This window comes from Rhodococcus sp. 06-1474-1B, from assembly GCF_002258885.1.
Classification (GTDB): Bacteria; Actinomycetota; Actinomycetes; order Mycobacteriales; family Mycobacteriaceae; genus Rhodococcoides; species Rhodococcoides fascians.
In genome coordinates this window covers 16,830-32,712 of the sequence record NZ_NOYR01000017.1, presented here as the reverse complement: position 1 = coordinate 32,712, position 15,883 = coordinate 16,830, and the positions used below count along the sequence as shown (strand labels likewise).

The following is a 15,883-nucleotide window of genomic DNA, read 5'->3' as shown; positions in this document are numbered from 1 at the left end:
CACAAGCGGATGGCTGATACATCGAATGCTTTCACCAAATAAAATTCGGCACTGACATTCATCGACACACTGTTGAGTTCTCAAAGAACACGCACACACTCGAACCCCACGAACACACGATCCGTAGGCCTCAAGGGCAACTGTTCCAGCCTATCCCAGCTTGGTCTCGGACACAAGGCCCGACTCTTGGGGGATAAAACCTGCCGAGCCACACGTCCAACCTCGTTCACCCAGTCCGTGAAGACCGGGTCGGTGTCCGTCGCTCTGACTCGACAAAAGTTACGCCACCAACCCCACACACGCAAATCGGCAGGTGGATCGAGTTACCGCCGGCATCCGCGCAGGTCGGAGAACCTGTGCGCAAGAAGGCCTCGCATTCGGCCGGCACATCCCCGCATGTGACGCCAGCCATATCTTGCGAACAGTCGACAGAAACGGGTTTCACGAGCGGGACAACGCCAGAACATGGTCGGGCACATCGAGGTTCGGTTCCACATCTTCTCCACGTTCTGCAGTGCCGACGTATTCACCGATCGGAATCACACCCGCCCACACTTCACCTGCCGCAATGTCGGCCTCGTCGTCGTGCGGTCCGCCGGTCCGCGCTTTCACCGATGCTTCGTACAGCGGAAGTGCCAACACACTCGTCGCCGCAAGCTCTTTCCTCGTATGCGCTCGCAGATGTGTGCTTCTATCCGGAACGACCTGATCGACTATGGCGTCCAATGCCCGTGCCCGTTCGTCCTCGTCCTCCACTCGACGCGGCCGTCCCACGATGACGGCGCTTCGGTAGTTCATCGAGTGATGGAACGCGGACCGGGCCAGGACCAACCCGTCGACAACCGTGACCGTCACGCAGATGTCGTGATCAGGTGCCTCCATCAGGCTTCGAGAGGCGACCGAACCATGGAGGTACAGGGTTCCCGCCCGGTCCGGCCCCTCCGGATCCAGGCCGAACACGGTCGGGAGCACGCGTGGCACGTTGCCCACCAGCACCCCCATATGACAGAGGCGAGCCGATCGGAGCACGTCGAGCAATGCCGTCCGCTCCGACTGCGCACGCTGCCGACCTCGGACCACGGTGGTTCTGGATGTTGGGGACAGAAGTGTTTCGTCGGCCGTCATGCCACCAGAGTGCCGCCCCGCTGGCTCACTGTCATGGTCCAATAGGGAGCAATAATGCTAGGCCACTTTCTGCCATGGACAGGTGACGCACGATGACCTTGCCGCCGAATGCCCTGTCGATCGCGATCGATCGAGCCGACCGCCGCACGTTGCCCGTTCAGGTGGCCGACGGTATCCGGGCGGCCATCGATCGCGGCGAGCTCGAGCCGGGCGTCCGATTGCCCAGTACCAGAGCACTTTCCGTCGAAATGGGCCTGGCTCGTGCGGTGGTGGAGAAGGCGTACGAGCAGCTCGTCGCCGAAGGATGGCTCGAGGCACGTCGCGGATCCGGCAACTACGTCCGAGATGTTCCGCATGCCGTTCGGTCGGACCACAGGCTGCACCGAGCACAGGAAGGCCCACCCACTACTCAGCGCATTTCGCTGCGCCCCGGAATACCGTGGACTCCGCCTCGCGCATCCGATGCGTGGAAGCGGGCATGGCGAGACGTCGGTGGCTCTCCCCCACCGGGCGACTATCCCGATCCGGCCGGCTCACTCGACTTGCGCAAGCGCATTGCAGACTTGCTCGGCCGTGCACGCGGGCTGCACACCACCGCGGATTCGATCGTCATCACCACGGGCAGCATTCACGGTCTGGACCTGGCACTGGGTGCCCTCTCTGCAAACGTCGGCGTCGAACATGTTCTCGCACTGGAGAATCCGGGATACCGGGCTGCTGCTGCCCTCGCTACACACCGCGGGTGGTCCGTTCACGACATCCCCGTCGACCGCGAGGGCCTTGTCGTCGACGAGCTCGAATCGGTTCCTCACGGCACCCCGGCCGTTTACGTCACCCCCTCACACCAGTACCCCACCGGCGGACTCATGCCCATCGGTCGTCGGCGGGCCCTGGCGGACTGGGCGCGAAGTACCGGAACCACCATCATCGAGGACGACTACGATTCCGAATTCCGTTATGGCATAGCACCTTTGACCACCGTCACCGAGCTCGTTCCGGACCGTGCCGTCTACCTGGGAACGGTATCGAAGACGCTGGGTGCCGGCGTACGCCTCGGATGGATGGTGGCTCCCCCGTCGATGGTCGAGCGCATCACCGACACACGTCGCGCCATCGGCGACTTCCCGTCGGTTCCCGTCCAGCAGGCCATGACCTCGCTGTTGCGCGACGGCGAATGGGACCGGTCCGTACGCACGGCACGTCGGATCTATCGGGCACGTGACCGCGTCGTCGCCGCTGCGCTGGCGCCATTCGGCGAACTTCGGGGCGTCGGTGCCGGGCTGCACACGGTGCTCAAGCTCGACGCAGACGTTGCACGCGATATTGCAGCCGACTGCGCGGACAGCGGGGTCGATCTGCCGACACTCGCACATTCGACGCGATCGCCGACCACCGATGGTGGCATCGTAATCGGCTACGGGTCGGTGGCGGACGATCGATTCGAGCGCGCGCTCCGGGTGCTGGTCGACGCTCTCGAGAAGAGGTCGGTCAGCTGACCCGCTCGATGCTCCCGCCGAGAGCGGTCAGGTTTTCCACGAATCGCGGATAGCCCCTGTCGATGTGGAACACGTCGTGCACTTCGGTCGTACCGTCCGCCACCAGCCCGGCCAGGACCAGCCCGGCCCCAGCTCGAATGTCCGAAGACCACACCGGCGCACTGGAAAGTTGGGGAACACCGCGAACCACAGCATGGTGGCCATCGGTACGCGCATCAGCGCCCAGTCGGATCATCTCCTCGACGAACCGGAAGCGTGCCTCGAACACGTTCTCGGTGATCATCGACGTCCCGTCGGCGACGGTTGCGAGCCCGATAGCCATCGGTTGCAGATCCGTCGGGAACCCGGGGTACGGCAGCGTCGCAAAGTTCACTGCTCGCGGCCGTTCGTGCTGAACGACGCGGAAGCCGTCCGGTTCGCTGGTCACCTCGGCACCCGCAGACCGCAGCTTGTCCAGCACGAGCGACAGGTGCTTTGGGTTGACCCCACGCACGCGAACGTCCCCGCGCGTCATCGCGGCCGCGATTCCCCACGTAGCAGCGACAATTCGGTCGCCGATGACGCGATGAGTCGTCGGCTTCAACGCGCTGACACCCCGGATGGTGAGGGTCGAGGTGCCTGCGCCCCGGACATCGGCACCCATCTCGTTGAGCATGTTGCACACGTCGACGATGTCCGGTTCGCGTGCCGCGTTGTCGATCACGGTCTCACCGGTAGCGAGCACAGCCGCCATCAGGATGTTTTCCGTCGCTCCCACAGAGGGGAAAGCCAACCTGATGTTCGCGCCGCGCAACTCGTCGGCTTCCGCAACGACGCATCCGTGTTGAATTTCGCTGCGCGCCCCCAGCAACTGCAGTCCGGACTGGTGCATATCCAGCGGACGCGACCCGATGGCGTCACCGCCCGGCAATGCCACCACCGCTCGCTTGCACCGCGCGACGAGAGGGCCGAGGACACAGACCGACGCTCGGAACTGGCGAACAGCCGCGAAATCGGCGTGGTATTTCGGCATGGCCGGGGTCGTGATGTGGACGACCGAGCCGTCGAGCTCCACCTCGCACCCGAGTCCGCGCAGCACCTCCGCCATCAGCGGAACATCCAGGATGTCGGGACAGTTGGTGATCGTGCTGGTTCCCTCGGCGAGCAGGGCCGCGGCCATCAGCTTGAGGACGCTGTTCTTCGCACCACCGACCGCCACCTCACCCACGAGGCGATTACCACCGTTGACCAAAAAGCGTTCACTCACTTCGACAGCGTAGCCAGCGGTACCGACCGGCACCCGCGCGGTACCGTAGCCGCATGGCCGTTCACCTCACGCGCATCTACACTCGGACCGGCGACGACGGGACCACGGGATTGAGCGATTTCTCGAGGGTCTCCAAGAACGACGAGCGGCTGATCGCCTATGCAGATTGCGACGAGACCAATGCGAGCCTCGGAGTCGCACTGGCACTGGGAAATCCGAGTGAATCCGTGCGGACCGTCATCCGGACCGTTCAGAGCGATCTGTTCGACGCCGGTGCCGATCTGTCGACGCCTGTCGTCGACAATCCGGAATACCCACCGCTGAGGATCGATCAGAGTTATGTCGACCGCCTCGAAGCCTGGTGCGACGAATTCAACGACGAGCTACCGGCGTTGACGTCGTTCATCCTGCCCGGCGGAACACCTCTGGGAGCGTTGCTGCACGTTGCGCGCACCGTGGCTCGGCGCGCGGAGCGGTCGGCCTGGGCAGCGGTTCACGCCTCCCCGGAAACGACGAGCGATCTGCCGGCCAAGTACCTCAACAGGCTCTCGGACCTGCTGTTCATCCTGAGCAGGTACGCAAACCCGGAGGGCGACGTGCAGTGGGTACCCGGAGCGAGCCGCTCGACAGGTACCGATACCGACTGATTTCCGGCAAGCGACCCGTTCAGGCCGCCGGCCGACGGCGGCGAGAGCGCCCCGACGGGCGTGACTCCACCCAGGACAGGAAAGCGGTCAACGCACTTCTGTCCAGTGCCATTTCGTACTTCTTGCCGTTGTCCGACAACTCCAACACAGCGATGTCCGGAGTCATGATGTCGAACTCGGTGTCGCGTGGGGCCCGTCGGTCCCCCACCTGAACGTCCTGTCTACCGAGCCGATGATCGGGCCCGGGCCGCAGACTGGACAGCTTGAAGAACACCAACGTGTTGTCGCCGTACCGAATGATGCCGTGCCGCCAACCGGCACCGCCCTCGGACGGCAGCACACGCATGATCGCTGCCGTACCACCTCGCCGCAGCACGGCCAGACGATACGCAAAAGCCGCGACGAGCCCTGCGAGCAGCACAACCAGAATGATCAGAGCAATCAATCCGGAGTGCATCGCAGGTCTCGTCGCGGCTTCTCGTGAACCTAGGACCGCTCGACAGCGCGGATACGTCCCTTGGCCACCGCAATGGCCTCGAGGTCGTCGCCGTTCTCTGCCACTACAGCCCGTGCCGATTCGACATCGATGTCGTCGGCGAAATCGGCGGACTCCGCCAGCACTGTGACGGTCTTACCCGTCACCGACAGGAAGCCACCGTGCACCGCAGCGATGATCTTCTCGCCGTCGGTCGTCGTGATCGACACCGTGCCCGCCTCGACCAGCTGGCCGAGGACAGGCTCGTGGCCGGCCATGATGCCGATCTCACCTTCGGTGGTCTGAGCACTGACGATGGTCGCAGTACCGGACCACAGCTTCTGCTCCACAGCGACCAGGGAGACCTCCATGCCGCTCTTCTCGGAAGAAGTCACGTCGGTCTACTTTCCGGCCATCTTCTTCGCGGCTGCCTCGACGTCGTCGAGACCACCACAGCTGTTGAAGGCCTGCTCGGGAAGGTGGTCGTACTCACCCTTGGTGACCTTGTCGAACGCCTCGATGGTGTCCGAGAGGGACACGACCGAACCGGCCTCGCCGGTGAACTTCTCGGCAACGATGAAGTTCTGGCCGAGGAACTTCTGGAGACGGCGTGCGCGGCCGACCAGAACCTTGTCCTCTTCCTGAAGCTCGTCCATACCGAGGATGGCGATGATGTCCTGCAGCTCCTTGTACTTCTGCAGGATGCGCTTGACCTCGTTGGCGACGCGGAAGTGCTCGGCACCGACGATGCCGGGCTCGAGGATGCGCGAGGTCGAGCTCAGCGGGTCCACAGCGGGGTAGATACCCATCTGCGAGATCGGACGCGACAGTTCGGTCGTCGCATCGAGGTGCGCGAACGTCGTGGCCGGAGCCGGGTCGGTGTAGTCGTCGGCGGGGACGTAGATCGCCTGCAGCGAGGTGATCGAGCGGCCACGGGTCGAGGTGATGCGCTCCTGGAGCTCACCCATCTCGTCCGCCAGCGTGGGCTGGTAACCGACGGCCGACGGCATACGACCGAGAAGGGTCGACACCTCCGAACCTGCCTGCGTGAAGCGGAAGATGTTGTCGATGAACAGCAGCACGTCCTGGCCCTGCACATCGCGGAAGTACTCCGCCATGGTCAGTGCCGACAACGCCACGCGCATACGCGTGCCGGGCGGCTCGTCCATCTGTCCGAAGACGAGGGCGGTGTCCTGGAGGACGCCCATCTCTTCCATCTCGAGGTGAAGGTCGGTGCCCTCACGAGTACGCTCGCCGACTCCTGCGAACACCGAGGTGCCCGAGAACTCGCGTGCGATACGGGTGATCATTTCCTGGATCAGCACGGTCTTGCCGACACCGGCACCACCGAACAGACCGATCTTTCCGCCCTTGACGTACGGCGTCAGCAGGTCGATGACCTTGATGCCGGTCTCGAGGATCTCGGTCTTGCCCTCGAGCTGATCGAAGGCTGGTGGCTTGCGGTGGATTCCCCACTGCTCGCCGTCGCGGCCGAGTCCGGGGGTGTCCAGGCAGTCACCGAGGGCGTTGAACACGTGGCCCTTGACGACGTCACCGACGGGAACCGAGATCGGCTTGCCGGAGTCGACGACAGCCGTGCCACGGACGAGGCCGTCGGTGGGCTGCATCGAGATGGTGCGGACCAAGTTGTCACCGAGGTGCTGTGCAACCTCGAGCGTCAGGGTCTTGGCCACGGTCGGCAGAGTGATCTCTGCGTTCAGGGCGTTGAACAGTGCGGGAATCGAGCCGCGCGGGAACTCGACGTCCACAACGGGGCCGATGACCCGAACGACACGGCCGGACTGTGTGTCCGCTCCGCTCGCGTTCTCTTGGGCTACTGCTGCGGTCATTGCTTAGTCACTTCCTGCGCTGTCGGCCAACGCGTTGGCGCCACCGACGATTTCGCTGATTTCCTGGGTGATCTGGGCCTGCCGAGCCTGGTTGGCCTGACGGCTCAAGGTCTCGACCAATTCGTTCGCGTTGTCCGTCGCTGCCTTCATGGCGGTACGACGCGCCGCGGACTCCGACGCTGCTGCATCGAGCAACGACGCATAGATCCTGGTGCTGATGTACTTGGGCAGCAGCGCCGAGAGCAGAGTGCCTGCCTCCGGCTCGAACTCGTACTGTGCCTGCACATCCGCGGTCGGTGAGTCGGTCAACGCGTCCGCACCCATCTCGAATTCCTCGTCGGTGTACGAGATTTCGAGTGGTGCCATCCGGCGAACTTCGGGCTTCTGCGTGAGCATCGACACGAAGCGGGTGTAGACGATGTGCAACTCGTCCACGCCCTCGACGGTGCCTTCACCGTTGGGAGCCTCCACCTCGGTGCCCGAACCCGCCATGAACAGCTCGACCAGATGCTTACTGGCCTTCGCTGCATCGGCGTATCCGGGTTCCTGCGAGAAGCCCGTCCAGGCACCCTTCACGTCCCGCTCACGGAACGTGTAGTAGCCCAAGCCTTTTGCGCCGAGCACGTAGATGACCGGGTCCTTGCCCTCGGAGCGCAGGAGCTGGAAGAGCTCCTCCGTTTCCTTGAGGACGTTGGAGTTGTAGCCACCGCACATACCGCGGTCACTGGTCACGACCAGGACTGCGGCACGCTTGGGCTCTGGTCGCTCGTTGAGCAACGGGTGATCGAGCGAGCTCGATGCACTCGCCAGCGCGGAGAGCACCTTCGTGATCTCTTCCGCGTACGGCTTCGATGCGGCAACGCGGGCCTGCGCCTTGGTGATTCGCGAAGTTGCGATCAACTCTTGCGCTTTGGTGATCTTCTTCGTCGAGTTGACCGACTTGATACGGGAGCGAAGCTCGAGAATGCTTGCCATCTAGCTGTTCACGCTCCCTTCTGTGCTCGTCATGTCACCTGTCATCGCCGGCCTACTTGCTGACTGTCTTGCGGGTGACGTTGACCTGCTCCTGGCTGACCTCGTCGGCGTTCAGAGTGTCTGCCTCGGCCTCGTTGACGACGCGGTTGCCGTCCGAGTCCACGAAGCCGGCCTTGAACTTCTCGGTCGCTTCGGTCAGTGCCTTCTGGTTGTCGTCGTCGAGAGCCTTGCCACCGGCAATGCTGTCGTAGACGCCGCTTGCGTTGCGGTGCAGATCTTCGAGCAGCTCGGTCTCGAAGCGGCGAACATCGCCGACCGGAACGGAGTCGTACGTGCCCTGGCCTGCGAGCCAGATCGAGACGATCTGGTCTTCGACGGCAACCGGTGCGTACTGATCCTGCTTGAGCAGCTCGACCAGGCGAGCGCCGCGCTCGAGCTGCGCCTTGGACGCCGCATCGAGGTCGGACGCGAACGCCGAGAAGGCTTCGAGCTCACGGAACTGAGCAAGCTCGAGACGAAGGGATCCGGAGACCTTCTTCATGCCCTTGGTCTGCGCAGCGCCGCCGACTCGGGAAACCGAGATACCGACATTGATGGCGGGACGGACGCCCTTGTTGAAGAGGTCCGATTCCAGGAAGACCTGGCCGTCGGTGATGGAGATGACGTTGGTCGGGATGTACGCGGAGACGTCGTTGGCCTTGGTCTCGATGATCGGCAGTGCCGTCAACGATCCGCCACCGAGCTCGTCGGACAGCTTCGCCGAACGCTCCAGCAGGCGGGAGTGCAAGTAGAAGACGTCACCGGGGTATGCCTCGCGGCCCGGCGGGCGACGCAGCAGCAGCGAAATCGCGCGGTAGGCCTCGGCCTGCTTGGTCAGGTCGTCGAACACGATGAGGACGTGCTTGCCCTGGTACATCCAGTGCTGGCCGATGGCCGAGCCGGTGTACGGAGCGAGCCACTTGAATCCGGCCGAGTCGGACGCGGGTGCGGCGACGATGGTGGTGTATTCGAGTGCGCCCTGCTCTTCGAGTGCAGCCTTGACGCCTGCGATCGTGGAGCCCTTCTGGCCGATGGCGACGTAGATGCAGCGAACCTGCTTCTTGTCGTCGCCGCTCTCCCAGTTCGCCTTCTGGTTCAGGATCGCGTCGATGCAGACTGCAGTCTTGCCGGTCTTGCGGTCGCCGATGATGAGCTGACGCTGGCCGCGGCCGATCGGGGTCATGGCGTCGATCGCCTTGATGCCGGTCTGCAGCGGCTCCTCGACGGGCTGGCGCTCGAGCACCGAGGCAGCCTGCAATTCGAGGGCGCGGGTCTCGGAGGACTCGATGTCGCCGAGGCCGTCGATGGGCTTGCCCAGCGGGTCCACGACGCGACCGAGGTAGCCGTCGCCCACGGGGACCGACAGCACGTCTCCGGTGCGCTTGACTTCCTGGCCTTCTTCGATGTGCTCGTAGTCACCGAGGATGACGGCACCGATTTCGGTGGCATCCAGGTTCAACGCGACACCGAGGACTCCGCCCGGGAACTCCAGGAGTTCGTTGGACATCGCCGACGGCAATCCGGACACGTGAGCGATTCCGTCGCTCGTGTCCGTAACCGTGCCGACCTCCTCGCGGGAAGACTCCGGTGAGTAGCTCGCGGTGAAGTTATCGATCGCGCTACGGATCTCGTCGGAGGAGATCGTCAGCTCCGCCATAGTGTTTCCTGCTCTTCCTTCGAATGATCGCGGTATGAAAAGCCTCGAATGCCGAGGCAATTCTTCTCGTTACTGTGTCCGTGTCGGACTATTTGAGCGTCTTTCGCAATGCAGCGAGGCGGCCTGCCCCGCTACCGTCGATGACCTCGTCGCCGATACGAACGACAAGTCCGCTGAGCAGTTCGGTATCGACCTCTACGTGCACCGTGACCTGCTTGCCGTACGTGCGGGTCAAGGTTGCGGTCAGCTTTTCGAGCTGACTGTCGCTCAGTGGGGCTGCGCTGCGTACGTGTGCAACTGCGCGGTCGCGCTGTTCGGCGGCCAGATCTGCCAGTCCGTTCAGAACGTCGGCGGGTGCCGCCTTCCGTGGACGCGTGACGGCCTGCACCGCGAGCGCCTCGGTGACCGCGGTGACCTTGCCGTAGAGCAGACGACCCAGCAGTTCGCGCTTGGCCTGTGCCGGCTTGGAGCGATCCGACAATGCCTGCTCGAGCTGCGGGTTGGCAGCCACGATGCGGCCGAGCCGGAACAGCTCGTCCTCGACCGTGTCCAGCTGGTCCTGATCGGCAGCAGCGCGGAGCAGAGCTTCGCGTCCCAGCTCGACCAGCGAGTTCAGCAGGTCACGGGCGGTGGACCAGCTTTCGCCGGCCGCAGCCTTGACGATGGTCGCCGTTGCGCTCGACACCTGGCCGGAGAAGACCTCTCCGGCCAGAGCGCTTCGTCGATCGCCCTCGACCGAGGAGTCGGCGAGAGCGGTACGCAACGTGCGCTGCGCGTCGAGAGTCTCGACGACGGCGAACAACTCGGCACCGGTCTGAGCGGCGACGGCCGTTGCCTCGCCGCCCGACGCGGACCCCAGAGCTTCGTGGGCGACCGACCGTGTGCGGGCGAGCGCCTCACGAGAAGTTGCGTACATGGTTCGACTCACTTTCCTGATGCGGAGTCCGCGGTGACGGAATCCAGCTCGTTGAGGAAGCGATCGATCGAACTGGAACGCTTCGCGTCATCGGAGAGCTGCTCTCCGATGACCTTCTCGGCGAGTTCGACGGCCGTACGTCCGAGGTCGCCACGAAGTTCGGTGACGATCTGCTGACGCTGAGCAACGAGCTGACTGTGGCCTGCGGCCACGATCCGATCGCTCTCTTCCTGCGCCTTTTCCTTCATCTCGGCGAGAATCGCCTGCCCCTGGGTGCGCGCTTCCTCGCGGATCTGCGCAGCCTCGGAACGGGCGTCGGCGAGCTGAGCGTGGTACTGCTCGAGAGCAGCCTTCGCCTCTGCCTGTGCCTGCTCGGCCTTCTTGATTCCGCCTTCGATGAGCTCGGAACGCTCGGAGAGGACCGTCTGGAAACGCGGTACGACGTACTTCCAGAACAGGAAGCCGATGATCACGACACAGACGATCGACCAAACGATGTCGTATGTTGCGGGCAGCAGCGGGTTCTGGGATTCCTCCCCCTCCGCCCCGGCTGCGAGCAGCGTTATCGCGTTTGTCATCGCGCTCTCAGAGAATGAAGCCGGCGACGAGGCCGATCAGGGCGAGGGACTCGGTGAATGCAATGCCGAGGAACATGGTCGTACGGAGCTGACCGGCCAGCTCGGGCTGGCGAGCGGTTGCTTCCATGTTCTTGGCGACGACGAGGCCGAGGCCGATGCCACCACCGATCGCTGCGAGGCCGTAGCCGATGGCGCCGTATCCGTTTGCGGTGATTTCCTGCGCCTGGGCCAGAACTTCAAGGCTCATTCGGTTTTCCGTTCCCTTTCTTCGGTCCACATCCGGGTGTCGGAGGTGGCGGTGTAGCTAGTTCGGTCTGTTGGTCGGTCAGTGCGAGTCGGCGTGCAGCGACAGATCGATGTAGATCGCCGTCAGCAGCGCGAAGATGTATGCCTGCAGGAAGATCACGAGCATCTCGAACATCGTGAACAGGAAGCCCATGATCAGCGAGGGTGCGGCGAAGATCTTCAGGCCGGCAGAGGCCTCGAAGAGGAAGAACTGCGTGGCGCTGAAGAACAGCACGAGCATGATGTGACCGGCGAGCATGTTGGCCAGCAGACGCACCGTCAACGTGAACGGGCGAAGCACGAAGTTCGAGATGAACTCGAGCGGGATCAGCAGCACGTGCATGGCCTTCGGAATACCCGGGATCACGATCGTGCCCTTGACGAACTTGGCTGCACCGAACTTCTTCACACCGGCGTAGACGAACGCGATGTACGCCACTGCGGCCAACACGATCGGCAGACCGATGCGGGCGTTGGCAGAGATGTTCAGGAACGGTATGACCGCGCTGAGATTCACCGCGAAGACCGTGAAGAAGATCGTCATGATGACGGGCAGGAAGCGGCGTCCCTGTTCCTTGCCGAGGACATCCTCGGCCACGTGGATCCGGACGAAGTCGAGAGCGATCTCGGCGACGTTCTGAATTCCGCGAGGAACGATCTTGGGGCTGCGCAGAGCGATCAGCATGAAGACGATCAGCAGAGCCGACATCAGGATGCGGATGAGCATCAGCCGGTCGAGCTCGAACGGGGTTCCCTCGAACAGCACCGCGGGAGGAAAGAAATCGGATAGTGACGGCGGATGGAACTCCGCAGCCAGAGTGGTGACGCTCAGCGGTCTCTCCCGTGTTCGGGCCGCAACCGAGTACGGCTGCGGTTCGATCGGACAATGACGATCTATCAAGTCGACGAAAATCGGCTCGCAATCGTCAGAGGCTGAGGCCCGGTCTTCATCGGCCAAGCGTCTGTCGGGTGTCGGCGACTCACGTCGACTCGGCAACTCTCAGGGCGAAACCCTACGTTGCCGAAGTCTGTGACTCCGGGCCTACTGTAAGGAAGCTCACGCTGATGGTTACCTGCGGGGGTCCAGTCCGGGGAAAAAGTCTCTTTCGTCCCGGTCTTGCCCATCGCTTGATGCAAACTTTATCAACAGAACTACGACGTTGTGTAGGCGGCCCTCAGCTTAACCGATTACGACAGCTTGTCGTACTACGACTTGTCGGGGTTTCCGTCGGCAGGAACGCTGTCGACGTAGCCCACCTTCGTCTTGACGACACCGAACACCTCCGCGCCCAGGACCACCACCAGAGCCCCCAGAATGGTCAGCCCGAGCGAATACCGGTTGTAGAAGTCCGCATCCTTGAGTGCCACGAGCACGATCAGCGCGATGACCATCTTGACCAACCACCCACCGAGCAACAGCGCTCCGACGGCCGACGCGGGAAAACGCGTGGTCAGAGCCACCGACAGCGCGGTCGTGATGACGAACCCGCCCCCGATGGCCACTCCGATGATCGATCCCCACAATCCTGGAGTTCCCGCAGCAGCAACCGAAATCCCCACGCTCACCACCGTCAGCACCACCAGGCCGATGAGGCCGTAGCGGACCGCGGCACGAAGCGGTGCGAATTGGTCGGGCATGGGCTGCGGGGTGAAGGTCACAGTTGTCGAGAGTACCCAGTGGCACCCGGTGGCCGGCACCAGCCGGGACACGACCGAAGAACCACCGAGCCGATCAGCGGCGTCGGACGCCCCGGCGTTCGGATCCGGGCGATCGATCCACCCGCAGAGTGGGCACAGCCGTGACGACGAGCGCGAACACCAGACCGGCAGCGACGAGGAGCACCACGATGCGCCGGTCGAGAAGCGAGGATCCGACCGCACCGAACGCGAGCACACCGACCCAGAGGTAGATCACCAGGACCACCCGTCGATGCGAGTGGCCGATCTGCAGGAGTCGGTGATGGAGATGCATCTTGTCGGGGCTGAACGGACTTCGCCCGGCCCGAGTGCGGCGAACGACGGCGAGCAACAGATCGAGTATCGGAATGAGCATCACGGCACCGACCAACAGGAGCGGCGACAACAGACCCAGCAGATCGCGTGGACCGTAGGCCGTCAACGGAATGCGCCCCGAGGCACTCGTCGAGATCGTGGCCAGCGTCAGCCCGATCAACATGGACCCCGAATCGCCCATGAAGATGCGCGCCGGTTGGAAATTGTGCGGCAGAAATCCCAGGCAGGCACCGGCCAGCGCCGCCGCGATCAAGGCAGGTGGGTAGACGCCGACGTCGCCTCCCTGTTCCTGCAGCAGGCCCACCGAAAAGATGCAGATCGCGACCGACGAAATGAGGCCGAGTCCGGCTGCGAGCCCGTCGAGGCCGTCGACGAAGTTCATCGCGTTGACGATGACGACGGTGATCAGAACGGTCACCAGTCCGGCCTGAAGTTGGTCGAGCACCAGGGTGCTGCCCGGTTGGCCGGGCTCGCCGCCCCAGGGCTGGTAGAGCACGACCCAGCTCACACCCATGATGACCAGGACGCCGGCCGCCGTCACCTGGCCGACGAACTTCGTCAGTGCGTCCAGACCCCAACGGTCGTCGATGACGCCGACCAACACGATCACGAAGCCTGCGACCAGCGCAGCCGGAATGTCGCGGTTGTAGGCGACATCGAATCCGCGGGCCAACGCGGGCAGCTGCGAGGCGAACAGCAGCGCAGCGAGCATGCCGGCGTAGATGCCCACTCCCCCGAGTCGGGGGGTGGCCTGTACGTGGACGTCACGATCACGAGGAATGGCGACTGCGCCGAACTTGATCGCGGCCACTCGAACGCCACCGGTGGCGAAGAACGTGACGACAGCGGCCGTCAGGAAAACAAGCAGCAGCTCGCGGATCGGAACGCCTGCGCCCAGATTCGACTGGGCAAGCACCTCGACGCTCATGCGGAACGGACGGGCATGTCAGGACGCTCCTGGGACCAGGCTTTCGGCGGTGACACCGAGAACCTCGGCAATCTGCTCCGTGGGAATGGCACCGACCCGCAGGATTCGTGCGTGCTCACCGGTCAGGTCCACGATGGTGGAAGCTACCGCGTGGTCGGCCGGCCCCCCGTCGAGATAAACCGCTGCAGATCCACCGAGTTGTTCTCGCGCCTGCGTCACCGTGGTGGCGGGCGGACTTCCCGAAATATTCGCACTGGACACCGCCAGCGGACCGACTTCACGAAGGAGCTCGAGCGCGACCGGGTGCAGCGGCATCCGGAGCATGACGGTTCCCTGAGCATCACCCAGATCCCACGCCAGCGACGGTGCCTGCTGGACCACGATGCTCAATGCACCGGGCCAGAAGGCTCGAATCAGGTCTCGGGTCCGCGGCCGGACGCTCTGCACCAGGCCGTCGATCGTGTTCCACGAACCGACGAGGACCGGGACCGGCATATCGCGTCCCCGCCCCTTGGCGCGCAGCAGGTCGGTGACCGCGCTGCCGTCGAACGCGTCGGCGGCGATCCCGTAGAGCGTGTCGGTGGGCATCACGACGAGTCGACCGGATTTGAGGGCACCGCGCGCTGCGGTCAATCCGGCAGCCCGCGCATCGGCTTCACGGCAGTCGTAGACGGTACTCACTCCGCCTATCCTTCCACCTTCGGTAACGAAGTGATGTCAGGTGCCGCCGGCTTGCCGCCTTGCCGCTCAGGCAGAGGGCGGCGTCGCCCGTGCCGCCACGACGAAGCGGGGTCGGCCGGCCAGGTCCGGATGCTCGGTGACCTGGGTGAAGACTCGTCGCCGAGACAACAGGGCAGCGACGCCCTCCCCGTTCGAGTCGTCGTGTTCGATGGCGACTCCGCCGCCGACACGCAGCCACCGCGCGATGTTGCCGATCATCGGCTCGATGACCGACAACCCGTCCTCGCCGCCGAAGAGCGCGATGTGCGGATCGTGGTCGAGTACCTCCGGATCGAGCTCCGCCCCGTCCGGAATGTACGGCGGGTTCGCGACGATCATGTCCACCGAGCCGTCGAGGTCGGTCAACAGCTCCCGAGAAGTGACGTCTCCGTGATGCAACGTGATCGGCGAATCACCCTGGTCGGCACGCAGATCCGCGTTGCGCCGGGCCCACGCCAACGCCGACGGATCGAGCTCGACGGCGTGCACGACGGCATCCGGGCGTGCGTTCGCGATGGCCAGCGCCAGCGCGCCCGACCCCGTGCACAGGTCCAGCACCACGGGCGGGTGATGGCCGACGTTCTCGAGAAAAGCGAGCGCCCACGCCAACAGCAATTCGGTTTCAGGACGTGGAACGAACACCCCGGGGCCCACCTCGACATCGATATTTCCCAAGGACGTCGTTCCCGTGATGTATTGCAGGGGAATACGTTTCGCGCGCTGCTCGACTGTTCGGAAGTACGCCTCGACGAGCTCGGGCTCCACCAACGGCACCAACCCCAGCCGACCGCGTTCGACTCCGACGAGGTGCGCGGCGAGTAGCTCCGCATCCACCCGAGGGCTCGGCACACCGGCGGCCTCGAGCATCGACGTCGCTTCGAGGATGGCTAGGCGTAACGGCTTGCGGCTCACTTCTACAGACTGCCACGGCGG

Annotated in this window: 17 protein-coding genes; 2 read left to right on the top strand and 15 right to left on the bottom strand. The window is 64.1% G+C overall.

From position 1 onward, the window contains the following. Positions 1-441 precede the first annotated feature (441 nt). The gene (locus tag CH266_RS05045) at positions 442-1,125 is read right to left on the bottom strand and encodes a pyridoxamine 5'-phosphate oxidase family protein (protein WP_094714877.1); all 684 of its coding nucleotides are present in this window, start codon (positions 1,123-1,125) and stop codon (positions 442-444) included. 92 nt (positions 1,126-1,217) lie between these two features. Here CH266_RS05045 and pdxR point away from each other — a divergent pair, with 92 nt between their 5' ends. After that, positions 1,218-2,621, top strand: a complete 1,404-nt coding sequence (gene pdxR / locus CH266_RS05040; protein WP_237606321.1) for a MocR-like pyridoxine biosynthesis transcription factor PdxR — start codon at positions 1,218-1,220, stop codon at positions 2,619-2,621. On the opposite strand, the gene murA is transcribed toward pdxR, so the two are convergent. Further along, complete coding sequence (gene murA, locus CH266_RS05035) at positions 2,614-3,867, bottom strand: UDP-N-acetylglucosamine 1-carboxyvinyltransferase (RefSeq protein ID WP_027497895.1); 1,254 nt, start codon at positions 3,865-3,867, stop codon at positions 2,614-2,616. The genes pdxR and murA overlap by 8 nt on opposite strands. Positions 3,868-3,920: 53 nt before the next feature. Here murA and CH266_RS05030 point away from each other — a divergent pair, with 53 nt between their 5' ends. Then, positions 3,921-4,514 carry a cob(I)yrinic acid a,c-diamide adenosyltransferase gene (locus tag CH266_RS05030; RefSeq protein ID WP_032401281.1) on the top strand — a complete coding sequence of 198 codons (594 nt, stop codon included), beginning with the start codon at positions 3,921-3,923 and terminating at the stop codon, positions 4,512-4,514. A gap of 19 nt (positions 4,515-4,533) precedes the next feature. Here the strand turns inward: CH266_RS05030 and CH266_RS05025 are convergent, their stop codons facing one another. From CH266_RS05025 to prmC, 13 genes are all read right to left on the bottom strand, one after another. After that, entirely contained in the window at positions 4,534-4,971 is a 438-nt protein-coding gene (locus tag CH266_RS05025) for a DUF2550 domain-containing protein (RefSeq protein ID WP_027497897.1), read from the bottom strand. 29 nt (positions 4,972-5,000) lie between these two features. After that, positions 5,001-5,360 (bottom strand): F0F1 ATP synthase subunit epsilon, encoded by a 360-nt coding sequence (locus tag CH266_RS05020; RefSeq protein WP_027497898.1) that lies wholly within the window; start codon positions 5,358-5,360, stop codon positions 5,001-5,003. Between the two features lie 30 nt (positions 5,361-5,390). After that, positions 5,391-6,839, bottom strand: a complete 1,449-nt coding sequence (atpD, locus tag CH266_RS05015; protein WP_027497899.1) for a F0F1 ATP synthase subunit beta — start codon at positions 6,837-6,839, stop codon at positions 5,391-5,393. Positions 6,840-6,842: 3 nt separating this feature from the next. Further along, positions 6,843-7,814, bottom strand: coding sequence for a F0F1 ATP synthase subunit gamma (locus CH266_RS05010; protein ID WP_032383690.1), 972 nt, complete (start codon positions 7,812-7,814; stop codon positions 6,843-6,845). Positions 7,815-7,866: 52 nt separating this feature from the next. Then, positions 7,867-9,510: a F0F1 ATP synthase subunit alpha gene (atpA, locus tag CH266_RS05005; protein ID WP_032365581.1), complete on the bottom strand. Its 1,644-nt coding sequence runs from the start codon at positions 9,508-9,510 to the stop codon at positions 7,867-7,869. 88 nt (positions 9,511-9,598) lie between these two features. Further along, positions 9,599-10,426 (bottom strand): F0F1 ATP synthase subunit delta, encoded by an 828-nt coding sequence (locus CH266_RS05000; RefSeq protein WP_027497902.1) that lies wholly within the window; start codon positions 10,424-10,426, stop codon positions 9,599-9,601. A gap of 8 nt (positions 10,427-10,434) precedes the next feature. Next, complete coding sequence (locus tag CH266_RS04995; RefSeq protein ID WP_027497903.1) at positions 10,435-11,004, bottom strand: F0F1 ATP synthase subunit B; 570 nt, start codon at positions 11,002-11,004, stop codon at positions 10,435-10,437. A 7-nt stretch (positions 11,005-11,011) separates the two neighbouring features. Further along, positions 11,012-11,251 carry an ATP synthase F0 subunit C gene (locus tag CH266_RS04990; protein ID WP_027497904.1) on the bottom strand — a complete coding sequence of 80 codons (240 nt, stop codon included), beginning with the start codon at positions 11,249-11,251 and terminating at the stop codon, positions 11,012-11,014. Positions 11,252-11,329: 78 nt separating this feature from the next. Beyond that, a complete protein-coding gene (gene atpB / locus CH266_RS04985) occupies positions 11,330-12,190 on the bottom strand; it encodes a F0F1 ATP synthase subunit A (RefSeq protein WP_441347038.1) in 861 nt (286 codons plus the stop codon). Positions 12,191-12,495: 305 nt separating this feature from the next. Further along, on the bottom strand, positions 12,496-12,927 hold the full coding sequence (locus CH266_RS04975) for a hypothetical protein (protein ID WP_045840958.1): 432 nt from the start codon (positions 12,925-12,927) through the stop codon (positions 12,496-12,498). A 94-nt stretch (positions 12,928-13,021) separates the two neighbouring features. Beyond that, positions 13,022-14,230, bottom strand: a complete 1,209-nt coding sequence (locus CH266_RS04970; RefSeq protein WP_027497907.1) for a glycosyltransferase family 4 protein — start codon at positions 14,228-14,230, stop codon at positions 13,022-13,024. 18 nt (positions 14,231-14,248) lie between these two features. After that, the gene (locus tag CH266_RS04965) at positions 14,249-14,911 is read right to left on the bottom strand and encodes an L-threonylcarbamoyladenylate synthase (protein WP_027497908.1); all 663 of its coding nucleotides are present in this window, start codon (positions 14,909-14,911) and stop codon (positions 14,249-14,251) included. 66 nt (positions 14,912-14,977) lie between these two features. After that, the gene (prmC, locus tag CH266_RS04960) at positions 14,978-15,862 is read right to left on the bottom strand and encodes a peptide chain release factor N(5)-glutamine methyltransferase (protein WP_094714876.1); all 885 of its coding nucleotides are present in this window, start codon (positions 15,860-15,862) and stop codon (positions 14,978-14,980) included. Positions 15,863-15,883: the final 21 nt, after the last annotated feature.

What these genes read in the sequence shown, in the direction of transcription:
- CH266_RS05045 (WP_094714877.1), bottom strand. Translation starts at nt 1,125, where the DNA reads ATGACGGCCGACGAAACACTTCTGTCCCCAACATCCAGAACCACCGTG.
- pdxR (WP_237606321.1), top strand. Translation starts at nt 1,218, where the DNA reads ATGACCTTGCCGCCGAATGCCCTGTCGATCGCGATCGATCGAGCCGAC.
- CH266_RS05030 (WP_032401281.1), top strand. Translation starts at nt 3,921, where the DNA reads ATGGCCGTTCACCTCACGCGCATCTACACTCGGACCGGCGACGACGGG.
- CH266_RS05025 (WP_027497897.1), bottom strand. Translation starts at nt 4,971, where the DNA reads ATGCACTCCGGATTGATTGCTCTGATCATTCTGGTTGTGCTGCTCGCA.
- CH266_RS05020 (WP_027497898.1), bottom strand. Translation starts at nt 5,360, where the DNA reads ATGGAGGTCTCCCTGGTCGCTGTGGAGCAGAAGCTGTGGTCCGGTACT.
- atpD (WP_027497899.1), bottom strand. Translation starts at nt 6,839, where the DNA reads ATGACCGCAGCAGTAGCCCAAGAGAACGCGAGCGGAGCGGACACACAG.
- CH266_RS05010 (WP_032383690.1), bottom strand. Translation starts at nt 7,814, where the DNA reads ATGGCAAGCATTCTCGAGCTTCGCTCCCGTATCAAGTCGGTCAACTCG.
- atpA (WP_032365581.1), bottom strand. Translation starts at nt 9,510, where the DNA reads ATGGCGGAGCTGACGATCTCCTCCGACGAGATCCGTAGCGCGATCGAT.
- CH266_RS05000 (WP_027497902.1), bottom strand. Translation starts at nt 10,426, where the DNA reads ATGTACGCAACTTCTCGTGAGGCGCTCGCCCGCACACGGTCGGTCGCC.
- CH266_RS04995 (WP_027497903.1), bottom strand. Translation starts at nt 11,004, where the DNA reads ATGACAAACGCGATAACGCTGCTCGCAGCCGGGGCGGAGGGGGAGGAA.
- CH266_RS04990 (WP_027497904.1), bottom strand. Translation starts at nt 11,251, where the DNA reads ATGAGCCTTGAAGTTCTGGCCCAGGCGCAGGAAATCACCGCAAACGGA.
- CH266_RS04975 (WP_045840958.1), bottom strand. Translation starts at nt 12,927, where the DNA reads ATGCCCGACCAATTCGCACCGCTTCGTGCCGCGGTCCGCTACGGCCTC.
- CH266_RS04970 (WP_027497907.1), bottom strand. Translation starts at nt 14,230, where the DNA reads ATGAGCGTCGAGGTGCTTGCCCAGTCGAATCTGGGCGCAGGCGTTCCG.